The organism is Enterobacter sp. RIT637 (genome assembly GCF_019718755.1).
In the GTDB taxonomy this organism is placed as follows: domain Bacteria; phylum Pseudomonadota; class Gammaproteobacteria; order Enterobacterales; family Enterobacteriaceae; genus Enterobacter.
The window spans coordinates 1-24,877 of the sequence record NZ_JAIHAZ010000007.1; the positions used below are offsets into that span (position 1 = coordinate 1).

The 24,877-nt window shown below is 55.2% G+C and carries 27 protein-coding genes, 1 tRNA gene and 1 rRNA gene; 14 read left to right on the forward strand and 15 right to left on the reverse strand.

Features of this window, described 5'->3' with window-relative positions:
- Position 1: 1 nt before the first annotated feature.
- Positions 2 to 117 (forward strand): 5S ribosomal RNA (rrf, locus tag K5E19_RS12310).
- 220 nt (positions 118 to 337) lie between these two features.
- Here rrf and K5E19_RS12315 read toward each other — a convergent pair.
- Positions 338 to 413: transfer RNA gene (locus tag K5E19_RS12315), tRNA-Phe, on the reverse strand.
- A gap of 169 nt (positions 414 to 582) precedes the next feature.
- On the opposite strand from K5E19_RS12315, the gene K5E19_RS12320 reads away from it, so the two are divergent.
- Together K5E19_RS12320 and K5E19_RS12325 are read left to right on the forward strand one after the other, a co-directional pair.
- Positions 583 to 1,428: an AraC family transcriptional regulator gene (locus K5E19_RS12320; RefSeq protein ID WP_219324273.1), complete on the forward strand. Its 846-nt coding sequence runs from the start codon at positions 583 to 585 to the stop codon at positions 1,426 to 1,428.
- A gap of 36 nt (positions 1,429 to 1,464) precedes the next feature.
- The gene (locus K5E19_RS12325; RefSeq protein ID WP_221551456.1) at positions 1,465 to 2,055 is read left to right on the forward strand and encodes a LysE family translocator; all 591 of its coding nucleotides are present in this window, start codon (positions 1,465 to 1,467) and stop codon (positions 2,053 to 2,055) included.
- Here K5E19_RS12325 and K5E19_RS12330 read toward each other — a convergent pair.
- From K5E19_RS12330 to aspA, 5 genes are all read right to left on the reverse strand, one after another.
- Positions 2,052 to 2,627, reverse strand: coding sequence for a transcriptional regulator (locus tag K5E19_RS12330; protein ID WP_089601520.1), 576 nt, complete (start codon positions 2,625 to 2,627; stop codon positions 2,052 to 2,054). The genes K5E19_RS12325 and K5E19_RS12330 overlap by 4 nt on opposite strands.
- A 49-nt stretch (positions 2,628 to 2,676) precedes the next feature.
- On the reverse strand, positions 2,677 to 4,392 hold the full coding sequence (locus tag K5E19_RS12335; protein ID WP_221551457.1) for a protein-disulfide reductase DsbD: 1,716 nt from the start codon (positions 4,390 to 4,392) through the stop codon (positions 2,677 to 2,679).
- Entirely contained in the window at positions 4,368 to 4,691 is a 324-nt protein-coding gene (gene cutA / locus K5E19_RS12340) for a divalent cation tolerance protein CutA (RefSeq protein ID WP_221551459.1), read from the reverse strand. The genes K5E19_RS12335 and cutA overlap by 25 nt, the downstream gene beginning before the upstream one ends.
- A gap of 113 nt (positions 4,692 to 4,804) precedes the next feature.
- Positions 4,805 to 6,106 carry an anaerobic C4-dicarboxylate transporter gene (locus K5E19_RS12345; protein ID WP_221551461.1) on the reverse strand — a complete coding sequence of 434 codons (1,302 nt, stop codon included), beginning with the start codon at positions 6,104 to 6,106 and terminating at the stop codon, positions 4,805 to 4,807.
- 117 nt (positions 6,107 to 6,223) lie between these two features.
- Positions 6,224 to 7,660, reverse strand: coding sequence for an aspartate ammonia-lyase (gene aspA / locus K5E19_RS12350; RefSeq protein ID WP_010427776.1), 1,437 nt, complete (start codon positions 7,658 to 7,660; stop codon positions 6,224 to 6,226).
- Between the two features lie 335 nt (positions 7,661 to 7,995).
- Here aspA and K5E19_RS12355 point away from each other — a divergent pair, with 335 nt between their 5' ends.
- The gene (locus K5E19_RS12355) at positions 7,996 to 8,460 is read left to right on the forward strand and encodes an FxsA family protein (RefSeq protein ID WP_010427775.1); all 465 of its coding nucleotides are present in this window, start codon (positions 7,996 to 7,998) and stop codon (positions 8,458 to 8,460) included.
- A gap of 32 nt (positions 8,461 to 8,492) precedes the next feature.
- On the opposite strand, the gene yjeH is transcribed toward K5E19_RS12355, so the two are convergent.
- Positions 8,493 to 9,734, reverse strand: coding sequence for an L-methionine/branched-chain amino acid transporter (gene yjeH / locus K5E19_RS12360; RefSeq protein ID WP_221551462.1), 1,242 nt, complete (start codon positions 9,732 to 9,734; stop codon positions 8,493 to 8,495).
- 178 nt (positions 9,735 to 9,912) lie between these two features.
- Between yjeH and K5E19_RS12365 the strand changes: the two genes are divergently transcribed.
- The 3 genes from K5E19_RS12365 to K5E19_RS12375 all read left to right on the forward strand — a co-directional run bounded on the left by K5E19_RS12365 (position 9,913) and on the right by K5E19_RS12375 (position 12,377).
- On the forward strand, positions 9,913 to 10,206 hold the full coding sequence (locus K5E19_RS12365; RefSeq protein ID WP_003855929.1) for a co-chaperone GroES: 294 nt from the start codon (positions 9,913 to 9,915) through the stop codon (positions 10,204 to 10,206).
- 39 nt (positions 10,207 to 10,245) lie between these two features.
- Complete coding sequence (gene groL / locus K5E19_RS12370) at positions 10,246 to 11,889, forward strand: chaperonin GroEL (RefSeq protein WP_010427772.1); 1,644 nt, start codon at positions 10,246 to 10,248, stop codon at positions 11,887 to 11,889.
- A 134-nt stretch (positions 11,890 to 12,023) separates the two neighbouring features.
- Positions 12,024 to 12,377, forward strand: coding sequence for a DUF4156 domain-containing protein (locus K5E19_RS12375; RefSeq protein WP_010427771.1), 354 nt, complete (start codon positions 12,024 to 12,026; stop codon positions 12,375 to 12,377).
- A 66-nt stretch (positions 12,378 to 12,443) separates the two neighbouring features.
- Here K5E19_RS12375 and epmB read toward each other — a convergent pair whose 3' ends face one another.
- The gene (gene epmB / locus K5E19_RS12380) at positions 12,444 to 13,472 is read right to left on the reverse strand and encodes an EF-P beta-lysylation protein EpmB (protein WP_221551464.1); all 1,029 of its coding nucleotides are present in this window, start codon (positions 13,470 to 13,472) and stop codon (positions 12,444 to 12,446) included.
- Positions 13,473 to 13,512: 40 nt separating this feature from the next.
- Between epmB and efp the strand changes: the two genes are divergently transcribed.
- The 3 genes from efp (at position 13,513) to ecnB (ending at position 14,524) form a co-directional block, all read left to right on the forward strand.
- Complete coding sequence (efp, locus tag K5E19_RS12385) at positions 13,513 to 14,079, forward strand: elongation factor P (protein WP_010427766.1); 567 nt, start codon at positions 13,513 to 13,515, stop codon at positions 14,077 to 14,079.
- Positions 14,080 to 14,137: 58 nt separating this feature from the next.
- Positions 14,138 to 14,269 carry an entericidin A/B family lipoprotein gene (locus K5E19_RS12390; RefSeq protein WP_010427765.1) on the forward strand — a complete coding sequence of 44 codons (132 nt, stop codon included), beginning with the start codon at positions 14,138 to 14,140 and terminating at the stop codon, positions 14,267 to 14,269.
- 108 nt (positions 14,270 to 14,377) lie between these two features.
- A complete protein-coding gene (ecnB, locus tag K5E19_RS12395) occupies positions 14,378 to 14,524 on the forward strand; it encodes a lipoprotein toxin entericidin B (protein WP_003855942.1) in 147 nt (48 codons plus the stop codon).
- A gap of 40 nt (positions 14,525 to 14,564) precedes the next feature.
- On the opposite strand, the gene K5E19_RS12400 is transcribed toward ecnB, so the two are convergent.
- Positions 14,565 to 15,164: a LuxR C-terminal-related transcriptional regulator gene (locus tag K5E19_RS12400; RefSeq protein ID WP_221551466.1), complete on the reverse strand. Its 600-nt coding sequence runs from the start codon at positions 15,162 to 15,164 to the stop codon at positions 14,565 to 14,567.
- A 262-nt stretch (positions 15,165 to 15,426) separates the two neighbouring features.
- On the opposite strand from K5E19_RS12400, the gene sugE reads away from it, so the two are divergent.
- Complete coding sequence (gene sugE / locus K5E19_RS12405) at positions 15,427 to 15,744, forward strand: quaternary ammonium compound efflux SMR transporter SugE (RefSeq protein ID WP_100165646.1); 318 nt, start codon at positions 15,427 to 15,429, stop codon at positions 15,742 to 15,744.
- Here the strand turns inward: sugE and K5E19_RS12410 are convergent.
- A complete protein-coding gene (locus K5E19_RS12410) occupies positions 15,741 to 16,271 on the reverse strand; it encodes a lipocalin family protein (RefSeq protein ID WP_221551468.1) in 531 nt (176 codons plus the stop codon). The genes sugE and K5E19_RS12410 overlap by 4 nt on opposite strands.
- Before the next feature lie 135 nt (positions 16,272 to 16,406).
- A complete protein-coding gene (gene blaACT / locus K5E19_RS12415; protein WP_221551469.1) occupies positions 16,407 to 17,552 on the reverse strand; it encodes an ACT family cephalosporin-hydrolyzing class C beta-lactamase in 1,146 nt (381 codons plus the stop codon).
- A 132-nt stretch (positions 17,553 to 17,684) separates the two neighbouring features.
- Here blaACT and ampR point away from each other — a divergent pair, with 132 nt between their 5' ends.
- Positions 17,685 to 18,560: a LysR family transcriptional regulator AmpR gene (gene ampR, locus K5E19_RS12420; protein ID WP_221551470.1), complete on the forward strand. Its 876-nt coding sequence runs from the start codon at positions 17,685 to 17,687 to the stop codon at positions 18,558 to 18,560.
- Positions 18,561 to 18,589: 29 nt separating this feature from the next.
- Here ampR and frdD read toward each other — a convergent pair whose 3' ends face one another.
- Genes frdD through frdA form a run of 4 tightly spaced genes read right to left on the reverse strand, consistent with a single transcriptional unit; the run spans position 18,590 to position 21,883 of the window.
- Positions 18,590 to 18,949, reverse strand: coding sequence for a fumarate reductase subunit FrdD (gene frdD, locus K5E19_RS12425; RefSeq protein WP_221551471.1), 360 nt, complete (start codon positions 18,947 to 18,949; stop codon positions 18,590 to 18,592).
- Positions 18,950 to 18,959: 10 nt separating this feature from the next.
- On the reverse strand, positions 18,960 to 19,355 hold the full coding sequence (gene frdC / locus K5E19_RS12430; protein WP_010427752.1) for a fumarate reductase subunit FrdC: 396 nt from the start codon (positions 19,353 to 19,355) through the stop codon (positions 18,960 to 18,962).
- 10 nt (positions 19,356 to 19,365) lie between these two features.
- Positions 19,366 to 20,100: a succinate dehydrogenase/fumarate reductase iron-sulfur subunit gene (locus tag K5E19_RS12435; protein ID WP_221551472.1), complete on the reverse strand. Its 735-nt coding sequence runs from the start codon at positions 20,098 to 20,100 to the stop codon at positions 19,366 to 19,368.
- The gene (frdA, locus tag K5E19_RS12440; protein WP_089600273.1) at positions 20,093 to 21,883 is read right to left on the reverse strand and encodes a fumarate reductase (quinol) flavoprotein subunit; all 1,791 of its coding nucleotides are present in this window, start codon (positions 21,881 to 21,883) and stop codon (positions 20,093 to 20,095) included. Before frdA ends, K5E19_RS12435 begins: the two co-directional genes overlap by 8 nt.
- A 310-nt stretch (positions 21,884 to 22,193) precedes the next feature.
- Here frdA and epmA point away from each other — a divergent pair, with 310 nt between their 5' ends.
- Together epmA and yjeM are read left to right on the forward strand one after the other, a co-directional pair.
- Complete coding sequence (gene epmA / locus K5E19_RS12445; protein ID WP_010427746.1) at positions 22,194 to 23,171, forward strand: elongation factor P--(R)-beta-lysine ligase; 978 nt, start codon at positions 22,194 to 22,196, stop codon at positions 23,169 to 23,171.
- Positions 23,172 to 23,366: 195 nt separating this feature from the next.
- On the forward strand, positions 23,367 to 24,866 hold the full coding sequence (gene yjeM / locus K5E19_RS12450) for a glutamate/gamma-aminobutyrate family transporter YjeM (protein ID WP_221551473.1): 1,500 nt from the start codon (positions 23,367 to 23,369) through the stop codon (positions 24,864 to 24,866).
- The last annotated feature ends 11 nt before the right edge of the window (positions 24,867 to 24,877 follow it).

Sequence of the window (24,877 nt, forward strand, 5' to 3'; positions counted from 1 at the left end):
GCCTGGCGGCTTTAGCGCGGTGGTCCCACCTGACCCCATGCCGAACTCAGAAGTGAAACGCCGTAGCGCCGATGGTAGTGTGGGGTCTCCCCATGTGAGAGTAGGGAACTGCCAGGCATCAATTAAGAAGAACCCCGTACCGTAAGGTGCGGGGTTTTTTGCTTTGTGCGTAGAAAAAACCAGTAGCGCTGCGGGCTTAGTAGGCCGGATAAGGCAAAGCCGCCATCCGGCAACGCAGGCCGCACGATCCCACGACAAAGAGAAACAAGAATACAAAGAAGGGATTTATAAACGCAGAAAAGCAAAAACCCAGCCATAGGCTGGGTTCTTTAAATAGTGGTGCCCGGACTCGGAATCGAACCAAGGACACGGGGATTTTCAATCCCCTGCTCTACCGACTGAGCTATCCGGGCAACGGAGCGCATTAAACCGCAATCACGCCCGATCGTCAACATTATTTCGGGAAAAGCTGTTCAACTGCTTAAGTTTGCGGCAATCTGTCCGCTTTCGCCGTGAAAATGCACAAATCTTCCAGACAGTACCTGTGTGATACGGCAATGCTGAGAGTAAGAGGAGGGCAGTATGACGAATGACTGGCTTGAACTGCGTCAGCATGCAGATACGGGTATTGAGACGATTAAAGCGCATTTCGAAGGGCATGCCTTTGATCCGCACTGGCACGATAGCTATCTGGTAGGGATAACCCTCTCCGGCACGCAGCAGTTTCATTGCCGCCGTGAGCGTCATCGTAGCCAGCCGGGCGACGCATTTCTCCTCGAGCCTGGAGAAATTCACGACGGAGATGCGCCTGTAGAGGGCGGTTTTACCTATCTGACCTTCTATCTTGATGAGCGCTGGCTTACCCATGCGCTACAGGGGCTCTACGAATCGACTCCCGGGAGTTATTCACTCCACTTTGCCCAAACGCTGACGCGGGAGCCGCAGCTGGTGCGCGCTATCGGTGAGACATTCTCTACCCTGCATAATGACGAGATGAAAATCGTTCAGCAGAGCACAATGGATAATCTGCTCTCCCGGATCACCGCCCATTGTCACTGGCGTAAGAAATTGCCGTCGCAGTTACAAAGCGCTGCCGTGGCGCATCGTGCGCGCGACTATCTCTATGCCCATATCGGTGAGAACGTCGGGCTGTCAGACCTTGCGCGCGAGACGGGCACGGATCGCTTTACCCTGACGCGCTGTTTCAAGCGCGAGTTCAACCTGGCGCCCCACGCGTGGCTTATTCAGCTGCGTCTGGCAAAGGCCCGACAGCTGCTGGCGCGCGGCGACCAGCCCGTAGATGTAGCTGCCGCAGTGGGTTTTGCCGATCAAAGCCATCTGGGGCGATGGTTTCAACGGGCTTACCGTATCTCTCCTGCACACTACCGCCGGTTGTGCACAAACCTTCCAGACGTTTCCAAAAAATAACGGCACATTCATGGCTCTAATAAAAAGGAGCCACCTGTGAGTTTGATACCCTTTCTGTTGTTCGCATTTGTCGCCTCCATTACGCCGGGGCCAACCAATATCCTGGTGCTGACGAACAGCCAGCACTTTGGCGTAAAAAATACCCTACCTTCTATTCTGGGCGGGTGTATCGCGGCCAGTGCGATCGTGCTGGTATCAGGCGCGGGCGCAGGAGAAGTGCTGCGTCAGTATCCTCTGATACGTCAGATAATGAGCTGGGCAGGCGTGCTGTGGCTAAGCTGGATGAGCTGGCAGCTGTTTCGCGCTCCGGCCGCCCGTCTTTCCGCTGAGAACCGTATCCGATTCACCGCTCAGGCGGCGGCGCTGCTGCAGATCGTGAACCCCAAAACCTGGATGATGGCGCTGGCGGTCGTCAGTCTGTTTGCCCCTGCTGGCGACCATGCATTGCGGGATATTGCGCTAATGGCGCTATGGTTTCTGCTGATCTCAATAGTCTGTTTGATGTGCTGGGCGTGGTTGGGTAAAGCGGTGAACCGAATTTTTCGCACCACCGTGGCGATGGTGCGGTTTCAGCGCCTGATGGCGCTGTGTCTTCTCGTCTCTGCCTGGGCGGGCATCCTGGCTTAGGTCAGTGCTCCGCCCATACGGCATTGAGCGAATCGCAGAATGTCCTCCGCCAGACGGTGAGCGGTATCCACGTCGGCTTGGCTACGGTTCACCAGCATGCGGCTCAGGCAACCCTCCAGCACCAGCTCCATCTGCTTCGCCACCATCGCCGGGTCATCGACTTCCAGCGTGGTCAGCAGCTCGTGGGTGAAGTCATGCGCAGCCCGTTTTTGCTGATCCGCCAACTGGTGGATAGGATGGCCTGGGTCGGGAAAATAAGTGCAGGCGGCAATGAACAGACAGCCCGGATAACGGTTGTTGCTGACGCATTCCGTCAGAGCGGTATAGCGAGCCAGCAGCTTTTGCTCTGCCGTGAGCTCTTCATTCAACATCAACTGCCTGCGCCAGATATCCACCTGCTGGCTGAGATAGCGCAGGGCGTCATAGAGCAGCGCCTCTTTATCGGGCCAGAAGCGGGTAAGCTCGTCCAGAGGGTAATCGATACGGTCGGCGACCATCTCAAGCGTGGTGCTGGCGATCCCTTGAATCTCAAGTAATTGCAGGGCTTGTCCCAGTACGTCTTCACGTTGCACGGTTTTCTCCTCCGTTATGCCCAACGGTTTGTCCCGTTTAGAGTGTTGTTTACGGTTGGCGATTGCGCAAATGCGCGCTGAACGCCGTTGCATCCATAAACCCGGTTACACGCTGCATCGGCTGCTCTTCGCCTTGCTCATTGAAGAACAGAATCGTTGGCAGCCCAAGAACGTTAAGTTGTTTTAGCAGCGCTTTGTCCTGCGCATTATTGGCCGTCACATTCGCCTGGAGAAGGACAGTTTCTTTCAGAGCTTGTTGTACCTGTGGATCGCTAAAGGTGTATTTTTCAAACTCTTTACAGGCGACACACCAGTCGGCATAGAGATCGAGCATCACCGGTTTGCCTTTGGCTTGCGTCAGGGCGGCGTTGAGTTCATCCACGTTATTAATCTGCGTGAAATTCAGGTGCGCCTGCGTCTGGCTAACGGGTGAGTCGAACGCCCAATCCTGTAGCGGACGTACGCTCACCAGCGCGGCAGCCAGCAGAATAATTTGCACCATGCGCATCCACGCTTTTTTTGCCCCCAGGCTGACGATAAATGCCCACGCGAAGAAGGCCACGCCGAGCATTGCCCACAGGCGAATGCCCCAGGCGTCACCGACAATACGCTCCAGCAGGAACACAGGCAACGCCAGGATCACAAAGCCAAACGCGGTTTTTACCGTCTCCATCCACGGGCCACTCTTCGGCAACAGACGGTTGCCAAACACCGTCACCAGAATCAGTGGCAGGCCCATGCCGAGTGCATAGAGGTACAACGTCCCGCCGCCGAGCCACATATTGCCGCTCTGGGCGATGTACAGCAGGATGGCGCTCAGCGGCGCGGTGGTGCAGGGGGAGCAGATCAGCCCTGCTATCGCGCCCATCGCGAACACTCCGCCTGCCGATCCGCCCTGCTGACGGTTACTCATCAGCGTTAAGCGAGTTTGCAGCGAGGAGGGCAGCTGCAGCGTGAACAGGCCAAACATCGACAGCGCCAGCAGGATAAACACCGCAGAGAGGCCTATAAGCACGTAAGGGTGCTGAAGGGCAGCCTGGAACTGCAATCCGGCAGCGGCGACGACGAGGCCGAGCGCGGTGTAGGTGAGCGCCATACCCTGCACGTAAATGAACGCCAGCAGTAACGCACGGGCCGTGGAGAGGCGTTGTTTGCCTCCCAGCACGATGCCTGAAATAAGCGGGTACATTGGCAGGACGCATGGCGTAAAGGCGATGCCGATGCCAATCAGTAAGGCCCACAGCGCCGAGAATGGAAGGTCTGATGCGGCTTCGCCTTCTCCTTCCCCACTCACCCTGGCCCTCTCCCCTGAGGGGAGAGGGGAAATAGCGGCGGCGGCTTTCACTTCGCTGAGGGGCACGACCTTCGTTTCCGGCGGATAGCAGAATCCCGCGTCGGCGCAGCCCTGATACGTCACCGTCAGCGTTGCGCCTTTATCGGCCTTATTCACCGTAACGGGCACGCTTAAGCGCTGGCGGTAGATTTCACTCTTACCGTAGAACTCGTCCTCGTGCCACTCGCCCGCGGGCATCTGCAGTGCGCCCACCTTAGCCCGGGCAGGCGTAATGCTCACCTGCTTGCGGTAGAGGTAATAACCCTCTTTCACCTGCCAGGTAAGATTGAGATCGTGCTGGTTTTGTTGAAAGTCGAAAACGAACGCCTGGTCGGCAGGAATAAAGTTCGAACGGCCGGGCGCGTCAAACAACCCGGCAAAAGCTGACGTGCTGCACAGCAGCAGGATCAGCGTAAGGAAGCGTTGAGCCATGTGAGATAGTCGTTATCGCCATGGACCACTGGCAGCACCAGCAGTTCCGGAGTTTGGTAAGGATGATGAGATTTGAGGCAGTCGAGTAGCGCCTGCTGATTCGCCAGATTGGTTTTGAGCAACATCTGAACTTCGTACTCCTGCTCCAGCTTGCCTTCCCAGTAATAAAGGGAGGTGGCACCGGGGAGGAGCGTCACGCAGGCAGCCAGTTTTTCGGCCAGCACTTTGGCGGCGAGATCCTGGGCAGAGGCTTCATCAGGGGCGGTACACAGTACGACAACAGCATCAGGCGTGTTCACAAGTCGACCTCCTCATCACGAAAGTCTTCACTATATCACGCAAGGCGGTTGGTCATTAATGAAACGGGCCGCAGAGCGGCCCGATTTTAACTATTTTTACAACGGCAATTCGTTTACAGCACAACGCCGCCGATGATAAAGCCGAGGATCACGCAAAGCGTAATGGCGACGACGCCCGGGATCAGGAACGCGTGGTTAAACACGTACTTACCGATACGGGTGGAGCCGGTGTCATCCATTTCAACCGCCGCCAGCAGGGTTGGGTAGGTTGGGAGTACGAACAGCGCAGAAACCGCCGCGAAAGAGGCAATCGCCGTCAGCGGCGTCACACCCAGCATCAGTGCCGCAGGCATCAGCGCTTTGGTGGTGGCGGCCTGAGAGTAGAGCAGGGTCGCGGCAAAGAACAGCACTACCGCCAGCAGCCACGGATAGTTGTGCAGCAGGTCGCCCGCAACGGTCTGGATGTCACTGATGTGCGCTTTCACGAAGGTGTCACCGAGCCAGGCCACGCCCAGCACGCAGACGCAGGCGCTCATACCGGATTTGAAGGTGCTGGCGTTCAGCACTTCGCTGGTGTCGATTTTACAGGTGATGCTAATCAGCGTTGCGATGGTCAGCATGAACACCACAATTGCTTCGTTACGCGGCAGGACCGGGTTCTGAATCAGCCCTACGGTGTCGCTGATGGCGGTCGCGTAGAACATCACGGCGACAATACCGATCAGGAACAGCAGCACGGAGCGTTTTGCGTGTGGCTTCAGCTCGAAGACCTGGCTACCGCGCAACTTCACTTCACCCTTGGCAAGGCGTTCCTGATAAACCGGATCGTCTTTCAGCTCAGCACCGAGGAAGTTACACAGCACCGCGGTGATCATCACCGCAATCAGCGTCACCGGGATACAGATCGCCAGCAGCGTCAGATAGCTAACGCCCATCGGCTCAAGGATACCGGCGAAGAAGACCACCGCAGCGGAAATCGGTGAGGCGGTAATCGCAATCTGGGACGCGACGACGGCAATAGAGAGCGGTCGAGACGGGCGAATGCCTTGTTCCTTCGCCACTTCAGTAATCACTGGCAGCGTAGAAAAAGCGGTGTGGCCCGTACCGGCGAGAATGGTCATAAACCAGGTCACCAGTGGGGCAAGGAAGGTAATGTATTTTGGATGGCGGCGCAGCATACGCTCCGCCAGGCTCACCAGGTAGTCCATACCGCCTGCGACCTGCATGGCCGCGATAGCGGCAATAACTGCCATGATGATTTCGATAACGTCAAAAGGGATTGCGCCGGGTTTGATCTGAAAGATAAGGGTAAGAACGAGCACCCCGAGACCGCCGGCAAAACCGATGCCGATCCCCCCGAGTCGTGCGCCCAAATAAATCGCCAACAAGACGATGACGAGTTCTGCTCCAAACATAAGTGCCTTCCTTGTTTATTAACAAGTTGATATTGAAATGTTGTGTAATTGGTAATGCTTAAAAAGAAAAAAGGCACGTCACAAGTGACGTGCCTTTCGGAAGCTTAGCCTGAACTGTTACTGTTCGCTTTCATCGGTATATCGTTTCGCTTTATACGCCGGGTGCATCAGGTTCTGGGCCGAGAAGATATCGTCCAGCTCGGCTTCGGTCAACAGTCCGCGCTCAAGCACGACCTCACGCACGCTCTTACCGGTTTCGGCACAAATCTTACCGACGATATCGCCGTTGTGGTGGCCGATGAACGGGTTGAGGTAGGTGACGATCCCGATGGAGTTATAGACGTAACCTTCACACACTTCTTTATTCGCGGTGATGCCGTTGATGCATTTTTCCAGCAGGTTATAGCAGGCGTTGGTCAGGATGTGAATAGATTCAAACATCGCCTGGCCAATCACTGGCTCCATCACGTTCAGCTGCAGCTGACCGGCTTCAGAGGCCATGGTCACGGTGGTGTCGTTACCAATGACTTTGAAGCAAACCTGATTGACCACTTCCGGCACAACCGGGTTCACCTTGGCTGGCATGATGGACGAACCGGCCTGCAGTTCTGGCAGGTTGATCTCGTTCAGACCCGCGCGCGGGCCCGAGGAGAGCAGGCGCAGGTCGTTACAGATTTTGGACAGTTTCACCGCCAGACGTTTCAGGGCGCTGTGAACCATGACGTATGCGCCGCAGTCGGACGTCGCTTCAATCAGGTCTTCCGCAGGGACAACGGCCAGGTTAGAGACTTCAGCCAGCTTCTGTACCGCCAGCTGCTGATAGCCGTCTGGCGTGTTCAGGCGTGTACCGATGGCGGTTGCGCCCAGGTTCACTTCGAGCAGCAGCTCAGAGGTGCGCAGCAGGTTTTTGGTCTCTTCATTCAGCAGCACGTTAAACGCGTGGAATTCCTGACCGAGGGTCATGGGTACTGCATCCTGCAACTGGGTACGACCCATTTTCAGGATATCCTGGAACTCAACCGCTTTACGCTGGAAGCCATCGCCCAACTGGTTGATCGCGTCTACCAGTTTCACCACAGAAGCATAAACCGCGATGCGAAAGCCGGTTGGGTAAGCGTCGTTGGTAGACTGACACTTGTTAACGTGGTCATTCGGGTTGAGGTACTGGTATTCACCTTTCTGGTGACCCATCAGCTCCAGGCCAATGTTTGCCAGCACTTCGTTGGTATTCATGTTGACGGAGGTGCCCGCGCCGCCCTGGTAGACGTCAACCGGGAACTGGTCCATGCATTTGCCGTTGTTCAGCACTTCATCGCACGCGGCGATAATCGCATTTGCAGCGCTTTTAGGAATGGTTTGCAGCTCTTTGTTTGCCAGTGCTGCGGCTTTCTTCACCATCACCATGCCACGGACAAATTCAGGGATGTCGCTGATTTTGCTGTTGCTGATGTAGAAGTTTTCAATCGCTCTCAGAGTGTGAACACCGTAGTAGGCATCCGCTGGAACTTCCCTGGTACCCAACAAGTCTTCTTCGATACGAATGTTGTTTAACATGTGAACCTTCTTTTCAAGCTGCCGATGGATTGTACTAAACACACAGTATATATGTGGTTTTGAATATTTTCTGACCGACGATTATTCCCTCAATCGGCCAGATGCTCGAGATCATATGCTGATGATAGCGAATTGCCGTAAGCTGGATCACTTATTATCGAGCCGATTCCATGATAATTATTAATCTGTGAAATGGGTCACCGCTTTAATATTTCCAAAAAAAATATCCGTGCAAACCGATTGAATTTTGGCTAACCGTCGCCATCTCTAAAAAACGCGTTTTGCGAACACATTCAGACAGGGGCCAGATGGCGCCTGCCCTACAGGAGATGCCAGTGCGCTGGATACCGTTTATTGCTTTCTTTCTCTATGTTTACATTGAGATTTCCATTTTCATTCAGGTTGCCCACGTGCTGGGCGTCCTGCTGACGCTGATTCTGGTGATCTTCACCTCCGTCATCGGCATGTCGCTGGTGCGTAATCAGGGTTTCAAAAATTTCCTGTTAATGCAGCAGAAGATGGCTGCGGGCGAAAGCCCGGCAGCCGAGATGATCAAAAGCGTATCGCTGATTATTGCGGGCCTGCTGCTGATCCTGCCGGGGTTCTTCACCGATTTCCTCGGCCTGTTGCTGCTGTTACCGCCGGTGCAGAAGCACCTGACCATGAAGCTGCTGCCGCATCTGCGTTTCAGCCGCATGCCGGGTGGTGGGTTCAGCACCGGGCCGGGCGATACCTTTGAAGGGGAGTATCAGCGCAAGGATGACCAGCGCGACCGTTTAGACCATAAAGACGATCGGTGATTTTTTTGCCCGGTGGCGCTTCGCTACCGGGCCTACCAGCGCGCGCCGCGCTTCGGCAAAAACAGCCACAGCCCTGCCAGCATGGCAATCGCGTACAGACTCTTCCATCCCACCATCGCCAGCAGCAGAAGGCAAAGCACGCCCCCGACGACCGCCAGCGCTTTATAGCGACCTTTCAGCAGACGACAACCCGCCAGCATGCACAGCAGGTAGATCATGATGAAAATGCCGTTGGCATAGATAATCAGCGCGTCCAGATTGATATCCAGCGCGTAAATGCACAGCGAGCTCAGGACGCAGCAGCCCAGTACGGCATTCAGGGCATTCAGCGGAAGCTGGCGTTTAGACAGGCGCGCGAGGCGATTCTCAGGTTTGTCGAGCGCCTGCGACCACACCAGCCGGGCAAAGCTCTGGATATAGATATTCAGGCTGGCAAAACAGGCCAGATAGCCGATGACGCAGGCGACCCACAGCGCTTTCACGCCGAACAGTTCCACCACGATACCCGGCAGCGATGCAGCAGCGGCGAGATCCGCACCGAACGCGTCGAAGTGTAATACCAGCACGGTGCACGCCCAATAGACCGTACCCGCCAGCAGCAAGCCAATCATCAGCGCGCGGGGGAAATCGCGCTCAGGCTGCTTAAATTCCGACGCCAGATGGGCAAAGGCTTCCAGGCCCACAAAACACCAGAACATGACGGAGAGCGCGGCGAAAAGCTGTGAATGGTCGACGTCCGTTACCGCCGGAAAGGGAATTTCTTTGATTGTGATGTCGCCCGCCCACCAGATAGCGGCCACGAGCGCGACAATCAGCACCGCAACCAGCGTCTGCAGGTTGGCGCTGGAGCTGGCTCCGCGCGAGCCCACCCACCAGACGAGAGCCAGCGTGCCCAGTTCGGCCAGCAACAACTGCTCGTTGTGCCAGCCAAACAGCGCCTGACCAAAGCCGGTCGCAATATGCAACGCCGCAGGAAGGCCAACGGGAATGACGGAGAGAAACAGCCAGCCGGTGACGCGCTCAAGGCGCGGACCAAACGCCATGCCGACAAAATGCGCCACGCCGCCCGCGCTGGGAAAATGCCGTCCGAGGATGGCGAAGACAATTGCCACCGGGAAAACCAGCACAATCAACACAGGCCATGCCCACAGGCTGTTATTTCCCGCCACCAGCGCTGCCAGGGCGGGTACGGCAAACACGCCCGTGCCTAACAAGGAGGTGGAGAGTAAGCCAACGCCCTGTGCCAGCCCCAACTCCTGCTTGAGTCCACTCATTTCCATCGTCCTGCCACCAACAAAAGAGAGGCGATGGTAACACTTTCGCAAATTTTTTTTCGATTCCCCCTTGAAGGGGGAAAAAGCTATCCCCATCTCTCAGGGCACTAGCCGGAAAACCGCGTGCGGCCCGGCGTCATCCATAACTGATAATGACTTTCTCAAAGGAGAGCTATCAATGAGTATTCGTCCGTTACATGATCGTGTGATCGTCAAACGTAAAGAAGTTGAAACCAAGTCTGCTGGCGGCATCGTTCTGACCGGTTCTGCGGCAGCCAAATCAACGCGTGGCGAAATCATCGCTGTCGGTAAGGGCCGCATCCTGGAAAACGGAACTGTGCAGCCGCTGGACGTTAAAGTTGGTGACATCGTCATTTTCAACGATGGCTACGGCGTGAAATCCGAGAAGATCGACAATGAAGAAGTGTTGATCATGTCCGAGAGCGACATTCTGGCAATTGTTGAAGCGTAATTTACGCACGAAACTGTACGAATTTGAGGAAATAAGAACATGGCAGCTAAAGACGTAAAATTCGGTAACGACGCTCGTGTAAAAATGCTCCGCGGCGTAAACGTACTGGCAGACGCAGTGAAAGTGACCCTGGGTCCGAAAGGTCGTAACGTAGTGCTGGACAAATCCTTCGGCGCGCCAACCATCACCAAAGATGGTGTTTCTGTTGCACGTGAAATCGAGCTGGAAGACAAGTTCGAAAACATGGGCGCGCAGATGGTGAAAGAAGTGGCCTCTAAAGCGAACGACGCTGCAGGCGACGGTACCACCACCGCGACCGTACTGGCACAGGCTATCATCACTGAAGGTCTGAAAGCCGTTGCTGCGGGCATGAACCCAATGGATCTGAAACGTGGTATCGACAAAGCTGTCGCATCCGCTGTTGAAGAACTGAAAGCGCTGTCCGTACCGTGCTCTGACTCTAAAGCTATTGCTCAGGTTGGTACCATCTCCGCTAACTCCGACGAAACCGTAGGTAAACTGATCGCAGAAGCGATGGACAAAGTCGGTAAAGAAGGCGTGATCACCGTTGAAGACGGTACCGGTCTGGAAGACGAACTGGACGTGGTTGAAGGTATGCAGTTCGACCGCGGTTACCTGTCCCCATACTTCATCAACAAGCCAGAGACTGGCGCTGTTGAGCTGGAAAGCCCGTTCATCCTGCTGGCTGACAAGAAAATCTCCAACATCCGCGAAATGCTGCCAGTGCTGGAAGCCGTTGCGAAAGCAGGCAAGCCGCTGGTTATCATCGCTGAAGATGTTGAAGGCGAAGCGCTGGCGACCCTGGTGGTTAACACCATGCGCGGCATCGTGAAAGTGGCTGCGGTTAAAGCACCTGGCTTCGGCGATCGCCGTAAAGCGATGCTGCAGGATATCGCTACCCTGACCGGCGGTACCGTGATCTCTGAAGAGATCGGTATGGAGCTGGAAAAAGCGACCCTGGAAGACCTCGGCCAGGCGAAACGCGTTGTGATCAACAAAGACACCACCACCATCATCGATGGCGTGGGTGAAGAAGCCGCTATTCAGGGCCGCGTTGGTCAGATCCGTAAGCAGATCGAAGAAGCAACTTCTGACTACGACCGTGAAAAACTGCAGGAGCGCGTAGCGAAACTGGCTGGCGGCGTTGCGGTAATCAAAGTCGGTGCAGCGACCGAAGTTGAAATGAAAGAGAAAAAAGCACGCGTTGACGATGCCCTGCACGCGACCCGTGCTGCGGTAGAAGAAGGCGTGGTTGCTGGTGGTGGTGTTGCGCTGGTGCGTGTTGCCGCTAAGCTGGCTGGCCTGACCGCACAGAACGAAGATCAGAACGTAGGTATCAAAGTTGCGCTGCGCGCAATGGAAGCACCTCTGCGTCAGATCGTGTCCAACGCCGGTGAAGAGCCATCTGTTGTGACCAACAACGTGAAAGCGGGCGAAGGTAACTACGGTTACAACGCAGCAACTGAAGAATACGGCAACATGATCGACTTCGGTATCCTGGACCCAACAAAAGTAACTCGTTCTGCTCTGCAGTACGCGGCTTCTGTTGCTGGCCTGATGATCACCACCGAGTGCATGGTGACCGACCTGCCAAAAGGCGACGCGCCTGACTTAGGTGCTGCTGGTATGGGCGGCATGGGCGGTATGGGCGGCATGATGTAATCGTGCGCTTTACCTCTTAGAATGTGAAAAACCCCCGGGCAGAAATGCTCGGGGGTTTTTCTTTTGGTCATCTTTTAGGTATAAGATTTACACACGGACAACTACTGTCCAGCTTATTGAAAACGAGGAATAACATGCGCGTAAAAGTCTGTGCAGGGATTGTAGGGGCAGCGTTGCTGCTGGCGGGTTGTAGCTCCAGCAATGAGCTGTCGGCAGCGGGCCAGGGCGTTCGCTTTGTGGAAGATAAGCCGGGCAGTGAATGCCAGCTGTTAGGCACGGCAACCGGTGAGCAAAGCAACTGGATGTCAGGTCAGCATGGCGAAGAAGGTGGCTCTATGCGCGGTGCGGCGAATGCCCTGCGTAACCAGGCTGCGGCAATGGGCGGTAACGTGATTTACGGCGTGAGCAGCCCAACGCAGGGGATGCTATCAAGCTTCGTCCCGACCGCCAGCCAGATGAACGGCCAGGTCTATAAGTGCCCGAACTGAGTTAACTTGCTGATGGCGCTGCGCCCGGACCCCATAGGGCAGGGAAGCGTAGCGCCACCTGCCTTTTTAGTTCTGCCGCAGCTGCAAATCCAGCGGCGTCTTGCTCGGCTCGCCGCCAATCTCGCGTGCCAGCTTCGGCACCATATAGCCTGAAACCAGCGTTAACAGTTCGCGCATAATCTGCCGGGCTTCTTCATCCGTCACCATGAAATGTGCAGCGCCCTGGACGCGATCCAGTACGTGCAGGTAATAGGGCATCACGCCCGCATCAAATAATGCATTGCTCAAATCTGCCAGCACGCGGGCGCTATCATTTACGCCGCGCAGCAGCACGCTCTGGTTCAGCAGCGTCACGCCTGCTTTACGCAGACGCGCCATCGCTGCACGAAATTCATCGTCAATTTCGTTTGCGTGGTTGATATGGTTCACCAGCAGCACCTGTAAACGCGACTGCTCAAGGCGGGAAACCAGTCCATCGGTGATCCGCGCCGGAATAACAATCGGCAAACGGCTGTGAATGCGCAGACGCTTAATATGCGGGATGGCTTCCAGCTGCGTCAGCAGCCAGTCCAGCTCGTGATCTTTCGCCATCAGCGGGTCGCCGCCGGAAAAAATAATCTCATCCAGCTCAGGATGGGCGGCGATATAGTCCAGCGCGACCTGCCAGTTGCGTTTATTGCCCTGATTGTCGGCATACGGGAAGTGCCGACGGAAGCAATAACGACAATTTACCGCACAGCCGCCTTTTACCAGCAGCAGGGCGCGGTTGAGGTACTTGTGCAGTAAACCCGGCACCACGCTGTTCTGTTCTTCCAGCGGATCGGTGCTGTAACCCGGCGCGGTGACAAACTCATCCTGCAAAGTAAGCGTTTGTTTTAATAGCGGATCGTCGGGGTTGCCTTTCTCCATCCGCGCCACAAACGCACGGGGAACGCGCAGGGCAAAAAGGCGCTTTGCCTCGCGGCCTGCAAGCAACTCTTCGTGTTGATCGAGGTCTAAAAGACGCAGCAATTCATCAGGACTGGTGATTACATCGGCAAGTTGCGATAACCAATCTTCTCTGGACGGGGTGTTTAGGGTTACAATATGCGCCATTTTGTGGCTTAGCTACCAGTTAACAAATTTAGAGGGCCTTATGGCAACGTACTATAGCAACGATTTTCGTGCTGGTCTTAAAATCATGATGGACGGCGAACCGTACGCGGTTGAAGCCAGCGAATTCGTTAAACCAGGTAAAGGCCAGGCATTCGCACGCGTTAAGCTGCGCCGCCTGCTGACCGGTACCCGTGTTGAGAAAACCTTCAAGTCTACTGACTCTGCTGAAGGCGCTGATGTTGTTGATATGAACCTGACCTATCTGTACAACGACGGTGAGTTCTATCATTTCATGAACAACTCTACTTTCGAACAGCTGTCTGCTGATGAGAAAGCTGTAGGCGACAGCGCTAAATGGCTGCTGGATCAGGCTGAGTGCATCGTGACCCTGTGGAACGGCCAGCCTATCGCTGTGACCCCACCAAACTTCGTAGAACTGGAAATCGTTGAAACCGATCCAGGTCTGAAAGGTGACACCGCAGGTACCGGCGGTAAGCCAGCTAAACTGTCTACCGGCGCAGTGGTTAAAGTTCCGCTGTTCGTACAGACTGGCGAAGTGATCAAAGTGGATACCCGCTCCGGCGAATACGTGTCCCGCGTGAAGTAATTTACGTCATGACTGAAGGCGCAGCGCCCGCTGCGCCTGATTTTTGCAGGCAGGGATGATGAAACGTACCGTTAAAATTCTGCTTCTGTTAGCGCTGACCAGCGCAATCCTTTCTGGATGCAACACCGCGCGCGGCGTGGGTGAAGACATCAAAGATCTTGGCCACGTCATTTCTAATGCAGCCAGCTAATTTCGTCTAATTTTCTTAAAAATGCTTCCTGCGCCGTCAAATGACGGGATCTTGTCTATCCTTAAGTTGCTATACACAAAACAACTTTGGCTATAAAAGGAAGATATTATGGTTAAGAAAACAATTGCAGCGATCTTTTCTGTTCTGGTGCTTTCTTCTGTACTGACTGCATGTAATACCACCCGCGGTGTAGGGGAAGATATCTCCGATGGTGGCAATGCTATTTCTGGTGCAGCCACCAAAGCTCAGAACTAATGACGCACTGACGGTACGGCGCACTACTCTTACCGTACCGTCAATTCTCTGCTTCCTGCAGGGATAAAAACGGTGAATAGCGCGTGTCCATATGCAGCTTCATCCTGATATTGCGTTTGTAGGTATAAACCGTTTTTCCGTTAATACTTAAATGGCTGGCAATCTTCTGGTTGCTCGCGCCGTCCATCCACAGCGTTAGCACTTTCTCCTCCTGACGTGTCAGCAGCGGGGCCGCAATCTGCGGCACTTCAACGCTTGCGCATGACGTCAGCGCGTCATTAATCACCATCGCGACCTCTTCCAGATCGGCATTTTTTAACAGTGAAGCCCATACCGGAAATTGTGTCAGGTAGTTGGTCATGCCTTGCTCTTCGCCCGACTGGAGTAAAATAAAGGGCTGCGTTTCGCTGGCAACCATCAGGGAAGAAAGTTGCTGAAAATGATGAAAATCGTGTCGAAAACCGTGTAGGTCAGCGATAACCAGTGTCGGTTTCCACTGGAGGATATGCTCTCTGGCGAGGAAGAGATTATTCAACCCGGTCACGACGAAGTGACCCGGAAAAAGACCAGAATGATTGAGCCATGCTTCAAAACCCGTGCGGGTGAAGTGGCAACGGTCAATCAAAAGAATTTTGAACATATTGGATTCGCAGTCGGCTAGTGGTTTGGCTTCCTGCCATCAGAAAGCACATCATCATAGAGAAGTCGGATGAGTGATAAATGCCTGAACTTCGCGCCATACTGCGGCTATTTCTTGCCTTAACATATTCAGCACAAAAGGATTGAAAAAAAAGCGCACTCTATCCAAAATATTGAGCGTAATCTCTGCCTTTCGGGACGACCCGTAAGCGCTTCTTTCACCGGGGACGGCCCCAACTTGTACTTAAGTTAAGGAGCCTGAAATGTCCTGGATTATTCTTTTCATTGCCGGTTTGCTCGAAGTGGTTTGGGCAATTGGTCTGAAATATACCCACGGTTTTACCCGCCTGACGCCCAGCGTCATTACCGTTACCGCAATGATTGTCAGTATTGTCATGCTGTCATGGGCAATGCGTACCCTGCCTGTTGGGACGGCTTATGCGGTCTGGACTGGAATTGGAGCGGTAGGCGCGGCCATCACCGGCATTCTGTTGCTGGGAGAGTCAGCGAGTCTGGCGCGTATTGCCAGCCTCGCCCTGATTGTTGCCGGGATCGTTGGCCTGAAGCTCAGCACGCATTAATGCGGCTGTTTGACCCAAACTAATTTCGATACATCAAACCCTTGCCGGGTCGCCACGTCCAGCATCTGCTGTTTCATTTCAGGTGAAATGGTCGGTGTGCGGGAGAGTATCCACAGGTAGTCGCGATCCGGCCCGCACACTAACGCGTGACGATATTCTCTGTCGAGTGCAATCACGTTATATCCCCCGTAGAACGGGCCGATGAAAGAGACTTTCAACGCGGCACGGCTCGCGTCGCCAGTGAAGTACGCCTTGCCAACCGACTGTTGCCACATCGCCCGGTCCGGGTTGTAACCACGGTTAACGACCTGAATACCGCCGTCATCCATTGAACTGTAATGTGCTGTGACTTTTTCTAAACCGCGCTCGAACCGATGATCCATTCGGGCGATTTCATACCAGGTTCCAAGGAAGCGTTGTGAATCGAAAGGCGTGACGACGGTAACGCCGGATGGTGGGGTAGGGGAACTGCAGGCAACCACTAAAAACGCGGCTGTCACTGCGGCGATAACAGGCAGAATGCGCATAGGTGTTTCCTTACTGTTTTCTGTTAAGTGTAGATTACAGCAAGGAAAATGTGGTTTTTGTGCGGTGTGTTTCGCCGGGTGACCATCCCGTGGATTTTGTAGGCCGGGTAAGCGTTAGCGCCACCCGGCAATGTTTTACTGCAGCGCGTCGAGGATACGGTATGCCACCTCAACGCGTGCCGGGTTCGGATAGCTCTTGTTCGCCAGCATCACGATGCCAAGCTGCTTCTCCGGGATAAAGGCCACATAGCTGCCGAACCCGCCGGTGGAGCCGGTTTTGTGCACCCATGAGGCTTTTACCGGAGGTGCCGGAGGATCCACTTCTCTCGCAGGCTGTGGTGCCAGCGCGACCTTATTGTCACTGCCTTCAACCACGGTTTTGGCATCGACCGGCCAGTTAAGCATTTCCCAACCTAACCCTTGATACATGGCCCCCACGCGCCAGTAGCGCGACTGCGCCAGCGTAATGCCTTGCTTAAGCGATGCATCCTGAACGTTATTCGGAGCCATATTGGCCATCACCCAGCTCGCCATATCCTGCACGTTGGTTTTCACGCCATAGGCTTCGGCGTCCAGCATGCCTGGTGACACGTGTACCGCTTTACCGTCACGGTATCCCCAGGCGTAATGCGCCTCTTCCGCTTTCGGAACGTTGATCCACGTATGGTCGAGCCCGAGCGGTTTAAAGACCCGCGTAGTCATGGCCTGTTCAAAGCTCATGCCGGAAGGCTTAACCGCCAGCGCGCCAAACAGGCCGATGCTGGTGTTCGCATACAGTCGCGTGGTGCCCGGCTTCCACTGCGGCTGCCATGTCTGGTAAAAGTGCAGCAGCGACGCGCTGTCTGTCGCCTCATCCGGCACCTGGAGCGGTAACCCTCCTGCGGTATAGGTCGCCAGATCCAGCAGGTGAATCCCCTGCCACTGCTTGCCCGTCAGTTCAGGCCAGTATTTGGTTACCGGATCGTCCAGCGAAATCTCGCCGCGAGCAATGGCATCGCCACCCAATACGCCGGTGAAAGTTTTACTGATAGAACCCAGTTCGAACAGGGTTTGCGGGGTAACAGATTTGTTCGCCGCAACATCGGCTTTACCGAAGGTAAAGTAGTGCGGCTGACCCTGATAGATCACGGCAACCGCCATGCCCGGAATGGACTGCGCTTTCATCAGGGGGGTAATGCTTTTTTCCACCACGTCAGCCAGCTGTTTCTCTGACATCGCCGCAGCAAGGCTGGAGCATGAAACGCCGAGCAACAGGGCGCAATAAAGGGATTTTTTGATCATCAGTTATCTTCCATAATCGCGGTTCAGGGGAGTGTCCGGGCCCATCAGACGAGCGTAGTCTGTGGGATTTGACTGTGGCTGACAAACGGTTAAATTTAGCATTAGCTGTTAATTTTTCTAACGGAACGACAGATGACACGAAGCTACCTCCCTCTCAACTCGCTTCGTGCTTTCGAAGCGGCCGCCAGGCATCTTAGTTTTACGCATGCTGCCATTGAGCTCAATGTGACCCATTCAGCCATTAGCCAACACGTGAAGGCGCTGGAGCAGCACCTGCACTGCCAGCTGTTCGTTCGCGTTTCCCGTGGGCTGATGTTGACCACAGAAGGCGAGAATTTACTGCCGGTGCTGAACGATTCGTTCGATCGTATCGCCGGAATGCTGGATCGCTTTGCTAGCCAGCGCGCTCAGGAGAAGCTCAAAATAGGTGTGGTAGGGACCTTTGCCACGGGGGTTTTATTCTCTGAGCTTGCGGACTTTCGTCGCTGCTATCCGCATATTGATCTTCAACTTTCTACCCATAACAATCGCGTCGATCCGGCGGCTGAAGGGCTTGATTACACCATTCGCTACGGTGGCGGCGCGTGGCATGGAACCGATGCTGAATTCCTTTGCCCTGCGCCGCTGTCTCCGCTCTGTACACCCGACATTGCCTCCTGCCTAAAAAGCCCGGCAGATATCCTGAAGTTTACCCTGCTGCGCTCCTACCGGCGCGACGAATGGTCGGCATGGATGCAGGCCGCGGGTGAACATCCCCCCTCGCCGACGCACCGGGTGATGGTGTTTGATTCGTCCGTGACCATGCTGGAAGCCGCTCTGGCGGGCGTGGGAATAGCCATCGCGCCTGTCGATATGTTTAGCCATTTGCTGAACAGCGAGCGTATCGTGCAGCCGTTTGCGACGCAGATAGACTTGGGCAGCTACTGGCTGACGCGACTACAATCGCGGGCAGAAACCCCCGCAATGCGCGAGTTTTCCCAGTGGCTGGTGGGGAAGATTCAGAAATAAAAGGCCCGCCGAATGGCGGGCCTGAAGCGTCAGATGGTGACCACCGCAATCAGCGTCACCACGGTCAGGATGGTTGCCAGACCGTAGAACACCCATTTACCGTTCGGTACATGGATTTTCAGGTCATGCATCGCATGGTGAATACGGTGCAGACCACACCACAGCGGCAGGACGATCATCAGGAAGATGAACACGCGGCCGATAAAACTGCTCGCGAAGGCCAGTACGCGCTCGTAGCCCAGTGCATCGCCCGGGAACAGCCCCAGCGGCAGCATAATGCCGACCAGCAGGATAATGACCGGCGCGATGATGGCGCTCCACATGCCACCTGCGCCGAACAGTCCCCAGAAGACCGGCTCGTCAGAACGTTTTGGATTTGGATTGATCACAGGTGTCTCCTTACCAGAACAGTGCGACGAACAGAATGACCACAGTGACCAGAATCGTCACTGCCCAGAGCCCTTTAATCACCGGCTCTGGCCCCATTTTTTCGCCTTTAACGATAATGTTCGCCGCTTTTGGCGCCAGTTCAAACCAGGTTTTGGTATGAAGCAGCGCGGCCGCGAGTACGATCAGGTTCAGCACAACGATGATCGGGTTTTGCAGGAAACCGACAAAGCTGGCCCAGGTTTCCGGACCGTGTTTGAGGGCGAAAACTCCGTACATCAGCTCAAGGCTGAACCAGACCGCCGGTACAGCCGTGCCTTCACGCAGCATATAGAAGCGATAAAACGGCAGGTTTTTCCACCAGGTGGACGGCATTGGCCGTACATAGGCTTTGCGTTTAGTCGTCATCATGCACTCCTTAGCGTGGTTTCAGGGTAGCGATAAGAAAGTCTTTCGAGCTTTCCACTTTACCCTGCTGAATAGCGGCGGCCGGGTCGACGTGCTTCGGACAGACTTCTGAGCAGTAGCCCACAAAGGTACAGCTCCAGACGCCGTTCTGGCTGTTTAGCTGCGCCATACGTTCTTTTTTACCGTGGTCACGGCTGTCTTCGTTATAGCGGTGCGCCAGGGTAATGGCGGCCGGGCCAATGAACTCCTTGTTCAGGCCAAACTGTGGACAGGCGGCGTAGCACAGGCCGCAGTTGATGCAGCCGGAGAACTGATGGTATTTCTCCATCTGAGCCGGCGTCTGGGTGTTTGGCCCCTGATCCGGCGTGCGTGGGTTACCAATGATGTACGGCTTAATGGCTTCCAGGCTTTCGATAAAGTGGGTCATATCGACCACCAGATCGCGTTCAATCGGGAAGTTGCCCAGGGCTTCAACCTTAATGCCTTTGGTGTACTCGCGCAGGAAGGTCTTACAGGCCAGCTTCGGCACCTTGTTGACCATCATGCCGCAGGAGCCACAGATGGCCATGCGGCAGGACCAGCGGTAGCTCAGGTCTGGCGCCAGGTTATCTTTGATATAGCCGAGCGCATCCAGCAGGGAGGTTTGCTCGTCATAAGGGACTTCATAGAAAGCGCTGTGCGGTGCGGCGTCCACTTCCGGGTTGTAGCGCACCACTTCAACTTTCAGTTTTTGCATCTCAGCCATTCGCCTTCTCCTTCTTCTCGGCGTCTTCTGCTTCTGCACCGTAAACGCGCTTCGCCGGTGGCAGCGTGGTGATTTTCACGTCGCTGTAGTCCAGACGGGTAGTGCCATCCGCATCGCGCCAGGCGAGGGTATGTTTCAGGAAGTTGACGTCATCTCGTTCGGTACAGCCTTCATCAAGGCGCTGGTGCGCGCCGCGCGATTCTTTACGCGCCAGCGCGGAGTGCGCCATACATTCCGCGACGTTCAGACCGTGACCCAGCTCGATGGTGTAGAGCAGGTCGGTGTTGAAGACGCTGGAGGTGTCGGTGATGCGCACGCGCTTGAAGCGCTCCTGCAGCTCTGCCAGCTTGTCGACGGTTTTCTGCATCAGCTCCGGCGTACGGTAGATACCGCAGCCTTCTTCCATCGACAGGCCCATTTCATCGCGGATCTTAGACCAGTTCTCGTTACCTTCCTGATTCACCAGATCCTTCAGGCGTTTTTCAACGTCTGCGACCTGCGCATCCAGCGCGGCACCGTTGGCTTCACCTGCGGTAGCCGCCCGCTCCATTGCGCGTTCGCCCGCCATGCGGCCAAAGACGACCAGTTCTGCCAGCGAGTTAGACCCGAGACGGTTCGCACCGTGCAGGCCCACAGAGGAACACTCGCCGACGGCGAACAGTCCTTTGATGCGGGTTTCGCACTGCTGATCGGTTTCGATACCGCCCATGGTGTAGTGCGCGGTTGGACGCACCGGAATCGGCTCTTTCACCGGGTCAACGCCCACGTAGGCTTTTGCCAGCTCGCAGATGAACGGCAGACGCTCCAGCAGTTTCTTCTCGCCGAGGTGACGCAGGTCGAGATAGACCACATCGCCGCGCGGCGTGGAGATGGTGTTGCCTTTGCGCCATTCGTGCCAGAAGGCCTGAGACACTTTGTCGCGCGGACCGAGTTCCATGTATTTGTTCTTCGGCTCGCCGAGCGGGGTTTCCGGGCCCATGCCGTAATCCTGCAGATAGCGGTAGCCGTTTTTATTGACCAGGATACCGCCTTCACCGCGGCAGCCTTCCGTCATCAGAATGCCGGAGCCCGGCAGACCGGTTGGGTGATACTGCACAAACTCCATATCGCGCAGCGGCACGCCGTGGCTGAGCGCCATGCCCATGCCGTCGCCGGTGACGATGCCGCCGTTGGTGTTGTAGCGATAAACGCGGCCTGCACCACCTGTTGCCATCACCACGGCTTTCGCGCGGATCTGGACAAGCGTGCCTTCCATCATGTTCATCGCCACCAGGCCGCGCGCCTCGCCGTCATCGACCAGAATGTCGAGAACGAAATGTTCATCAAAGCGTTGAATTTGCGGGAACTGAAGGGAGGTCTGGAACAGGGTGTGCAGCATATGGAAGCCGGTCTTATCGGCGGCGAACCAGGTGCGTTCAATCTTCATTCCGCCGAAGCGGCGAACGTTGACGCTGCCGTCCGGACGTCGACTCCACGGACATCCCCACTGCTCAAGCTGGGTCATTTCCGTAGGACAGTGGTGCACGAAGTAGTCAACGACATCCTGCTCGCAAAGCCAGTCGCCCCCTGCAACCGTGTCGTGGAAATGGTATTCGAAGCTGTCATGATCCTGCGCAACGGCGGCGGATCCTCCTTCTGCAGCAACCGTATGGCTACGCATGGGATAGACTTTTGAAATCAGTGCGATTTTAGCGTTGGGATTAGCTTGTGCTGCAGCAATTGCAGCGCGTAATCCCGCTCCGCCAGCGCCTATTACGGCAAGATCGGCTTGAAAAGTTTGCACGACATTCCTCCAGATTTTTGTTTTTCCGCAATGCGTTGAACTAAAGGTAGCTCACCTGTCCGAGCGGACAATTGCGAAAGCGATTCCACTGCTCCTTTATGGGTAAAACAGTATAACCGTATGGATGTGGGGGAAATTTGACGTGTTCGATTTTTTTGCTGTTCAGTGCGGTGATTTATCATCGTTATTGATGTATTCCGTCACGTTATTATCTTCGCAGTGAAAAAGGCGCTTTTACCGCGCAAAATTTGTCTCCGCCCCAGCTTACGAGTAGACTTCGTGCCCTTGTCTGAAAATCGGAGAATGACTCATGAGCGAAACGGCCACCTGGCAGCCGAGCGCATCCATCCCAAACCTGTTAAAACGCGCAGCAGTAATGGCGGAGATCCGCCGCTTCTTTGCTGACCGCGGTGTTCTGGAGGTGGAAACCCCGTGCATGAGTCAGGCAACGGTAACGGATATTCATCTGGTCCCGTTTGAAACCCGTTTTGTTGGCCCAGGCCATTCTCAGGGTATGAATCTGTATCTGATGACCAGCCCGGAATACCACATGAAGCGCCTGCTGGCGGCGGGCTGCGGTCCGGTATATCAGCTGTGCCGCAGCTTCCGTAATGAAGAGATGGGTCGTCACCACAACCCGGAATTCACCATGCTGGAGTGGTACCGCCCGCATTATGATATGTATCGCCTGATGAACGAGGTGGACGATCTGCTGCAGCAGGTACTGGACTGCTCAGAAGCGGAAACGCTCTCCTATCAGCAGGCTTTCCAGCGTTGTCTGGAAATCGATCCTCTGTCAGCGGATAAGGCCCAACTGCGTGAAGTGGCGGCAAAGCTGGATCTGAGCAACGTGGCGGATACCGAGGAAGATCGCGATACGCTGCTGCAGCTGCTTTTCACCTTTGGCGTGGAACCGCAGATTGGCAAGGATCGTCCGACGTTTGTTTATCACTTCCCGGCAAGCCAGGCTTCACTGGCGCAGATCAGCACCGAAGACCACCGCGTGGCGGAACGTTTTGAGGTTTATTATAAAGGTATTGAGCTGGCGAACGGTTTCCACGAACTGACTGACGCGCGCGAACAGCAGCAGCGTTTTGAGCAGGATAACCGTAAGCGTGCCGCGCGCGGTCTGCCGCAGCAGCCGATTGATACCAACCTCCTGGAGGCGTTAAAAGCCGGCCTGCCGGATTGTTCTGGTGTGGCGCTGGGCGTTGACCGTCTGGTGATGCTGGCGCTGGGGGCAGAACAGCTTGGCGATGTGATTGCCTTTACGGTCGATCGCGCCTGATAAAATGCCGGGTGGCGTTGCGCTTACCCGGCCTGCCATTCCTGTCAATTAACCTTTCCATTTCCGCACAACAACATTAAAAACTGCCACTTTCTCTATACACGGGTCTTTTTCTTAATTTGCCCCTTATAGACACAATATTCATCCGGTCTTCTGCTACCATCCGCGCAATTTAATTCCTCTTCGGATGGTTCTATGTCCCAGTCACTTAAAAAGATGACCCTCACCGGGCTCATCCTGATGATTTTTACCTCGGTCTTTGGCTTCGCCAACAGCCCGTCGGCCTTCTACCTGATGGGCTACAGCGCGACGCCATTTTATATCGTCTCTGCGCTATTCTTCTTCATTCCGTTTGCGCTGATGATGGCGGAAATGGGATCGGCCTATCGCAAAGAAGAGGGCGGGATCTATTCGTGGATGAACAACAGCGTTGGCCCGCGCTATGCGTTTATCGGCACGTTTATGTGGTTCTCCTCTTACGTCGTCTGGATGGTCAGTACGGCCGCGAAAGTGTGGGTTCCATTCTCGACGTTTGTGTTCGGTGCCGATAAAACCCAGGTCTGGTCGCTGGCGGGCCTCAGTTCTACGCAGGTGGTGGGGATTCTGGCGGTCTGCTGGATGGTTGTTGTAACGCTGGTGGCGTCTAAAGGCATCAACAAAATAGCCCGGATTACCGCTGTGGGCGGGATCTCGGTTATGGGATTGAATCTGGTACTGCTGCTGGCGAGCATCGCTATCCTGTGCCTGAACGGTGGTCATTTCGCGCAGGAGGTGAACTTTGCCTCCTCGCCAAATCCGAGCTACCAGTCCGGGCTCGCCATGCTCTCCTTCGTGGTATTTGCCATCTTCGCTTATGGCGGTATTGAAGCCGTAGGCGGCCTGGTTGATAAGACGGAGAACCCGGAAAAGAATTTTGCGAAAGGCATTATTTTTGCCGCCATCGTCATTTCCATTGGCTATTCGCTAGCGATTTTCCTCTGGGGCGTCAGCACCAACTGGCAGCAGGTACTGAGCAACAACACTACCAACCTCGGGAACATCACCTATGTTCTGATGAAAAGTCTGGGCATGACGCTGGGGCAGGCGATGAACCTGACGCCGGACGCGTCGACGATGATGGGCATTTGGTTTGCGCGCATCACCGGGCTGTCGATGTTCCTTGCGTATACGGGCGCGTTCTTCACGCTGATTTACTCTCCGCTGAAAGCGATTATTCAGGGTACGCCAAAAGCGCTGTGGCCAGCGCGCATGACGCAGTTGAATCCAACCGGCATGCCCGCTAACGCTATGTGGATGCAGTGTCTGCTGGTGTGCGTTTTCATTCTGCTGGTGTCGTTTGGTGGAGATACGGCGTCAGCGTTTTACAACAAGCTGACCCTGATGGCGAACGTCTCGATGACGCTCCCGTATCTGTTCCTGACGCTCGCGTTCCCGTTCTTTAAGGCGAAGCAGGGGCTGGAACGTCCGTTCGTAATTTTCAAAACCCGCGCAACAACGCTGCTGGCAACCACGGTGGTGGTGCTGGTGGTGGCGTTTGCCAATATATTCACCGTGATCCAGCCCATCATTGAGGCAGGTGACTGGAACAGCGCGCTGTGGATGGTTGGCGGTCCGATCTTCTTCTCGCTGCTGGCGATGGGGATTTATGAAAATTATCGTCGTCGCTCGATGGCGTACGTCGCGGAAGTCGCGTAGCGGTAAAACGC

What these genes read in the sequence shown, in the direction of transcription:
- yjeM (WP_221551473.1), top strand. Translation starts at nt 23,367, where the DNA reads ATGTCCCAGTCACTTAAAAAGATGACCCTCACCGGGCTCATCCTGATG.
- epmB (WP_221551464.1), bottom strand. Translation starts at nt 13,472, where the DNA reads ATGGCGCATATTGTAACCCTAAACACCCCGTCCAGAGAAGATTGGTTA.
- ecnB (WP_003855942.1), top strand. Translation starts at nt 14,378, where the DNA reads ATGGTTAAGAAAACAATTGCAGCGATCTTTTCTGTTCTGGTGCTTTCT.
- efp (WP_010427766.1), top strand. Translation starts at nt 13,513, where the DNA reads ATGGCAACGTACTATAGCAACGATTTTCGTGCTGGTCTTAAAATCATG.
- ampR (WP_221551470.1), top strand. Translation starts at nt 17,685, where the DNA reads ATGACACGAAGCTACCTCCCTCTCAACTCGCTTCGTGCTTTCGAAGCG.
- epmA (WP_010427746.1), top strand. Translation starts at nt 22,194, where the DNA reads ATGAGCGAAACGGCCACCTGGCAGCCGAGCGCATCCATCCCAAACCTG.
- yjeH (WP_221551462.1), bottom strand. Translation starts at nt 9,734, where the DNA reads ATGAGTGGACTCAAGCAGGAGTTGGGGCTGGCACAGGGCGTTGGCTTA.
- K5E19_RS12375 (WP_010427771.1), top strand. Translation starts at nt 12,024, where the DNA reads ATGCGCGTAAAAGTCTGTGCAGGGATTGTAGGGGCAGCGTTGCTGCTG.
- K5E19_RS12345 (WP_221551461.1), bottom strand. Translation starts at nt 6,106, where the DNA reads ATGTTTGGAGCAGAACTCGTCATCGTCTTGTTGGCGATTTATTTGGGC.
- groL (WP_010427772.1), top strand. Translation starts at nt 10,246, where the DNA reads ATGGCAGCTAAAGACGTAAAATTCGGTAACGACGCTCGTGTAAAAATG.
- blaACT (WP_221551469.1), bottom strand. Translation starts at nt 17,552, where the DNA reads ATGATCAAAAAATCCCTTTATTGCGCCCTGTTGCTCGGCGTTTCATGC.
- frdC (WP_010427752.1), bottom strand. Translation starts at nt 19,355, where the DNA reads ATGACGACTAAACGCAAAGCCTATGTACGGCCAATGCCGTCCACCTGG.
- K5E19_RS12335 (WP_221551457.1), bottom strand. Translation starts at nt 4,392, where the DNA reads ATGGCTCAACGCTTCCTTACGCTGATCCTGCTGCTGTGCAGCACGTCA.
- K5E19_RS12365 (WP_003855929.1), top strand. Translation starts at nt 9,913, where the DNA reads ATGAGTATTCGTCCGTTACATGATCGTGTGATCGTCAAACGTAAAGAA.
- K5E19_RS12320 (WP_219324273.1), top strand. Translation starts at nt 583, where the DNA reads ATGACGAATGACTGGCTTGAACTGCGTCAGCATGCAGATACGGGTATT.
- K5E19_RS12390 (WP_010427765.1), top strand. Translation starts at nt 14,138, where the DNA reads ATGAAACGTACCGTTAAAATTCTGCTTCTGTTAGCGCTGACCAGCGCA.
- sugE (WP_100165646.1), top strand. Translation starts at nt 15,427, where the DNA reads ATGTCCTGGATTATTCTTTTCATTGCCGGTTTGCTCGAAGTGGTTTGG.
- K5E19_RS12410 (WP_221551468.1), bottom strand. Translation starts at nt 16,271, where the DNA reads ATGCGCATTCTGCCTGTTATCGCCGCAGTGACAGCCGCGTTTTTAGTG.
- aspA (WP_010427776.1), bottom strand. Translation starts at nt 7,660, where the DNA reads ATGTTAAACAACATTCGTATCGAAGAAGACTTGTTGGGTACCAGGGAA.
- K5E19_RS12400 (WP_221551466.1), bottom strand. Translation starts at nt 15,164, where the DNA reads ATGTTCAAAATTCTTTTGATTGACCGTTGCCACTTCACCCGCACGGGT.
- K5E19_RS12435 (WP_221551472.1), bottom strand. Translation starts at nt 20,100, where the DNA reads ATGGCTGAGATGCAAAAACTGAAAGTTGAAGTGGTGCGCTACAACCCG.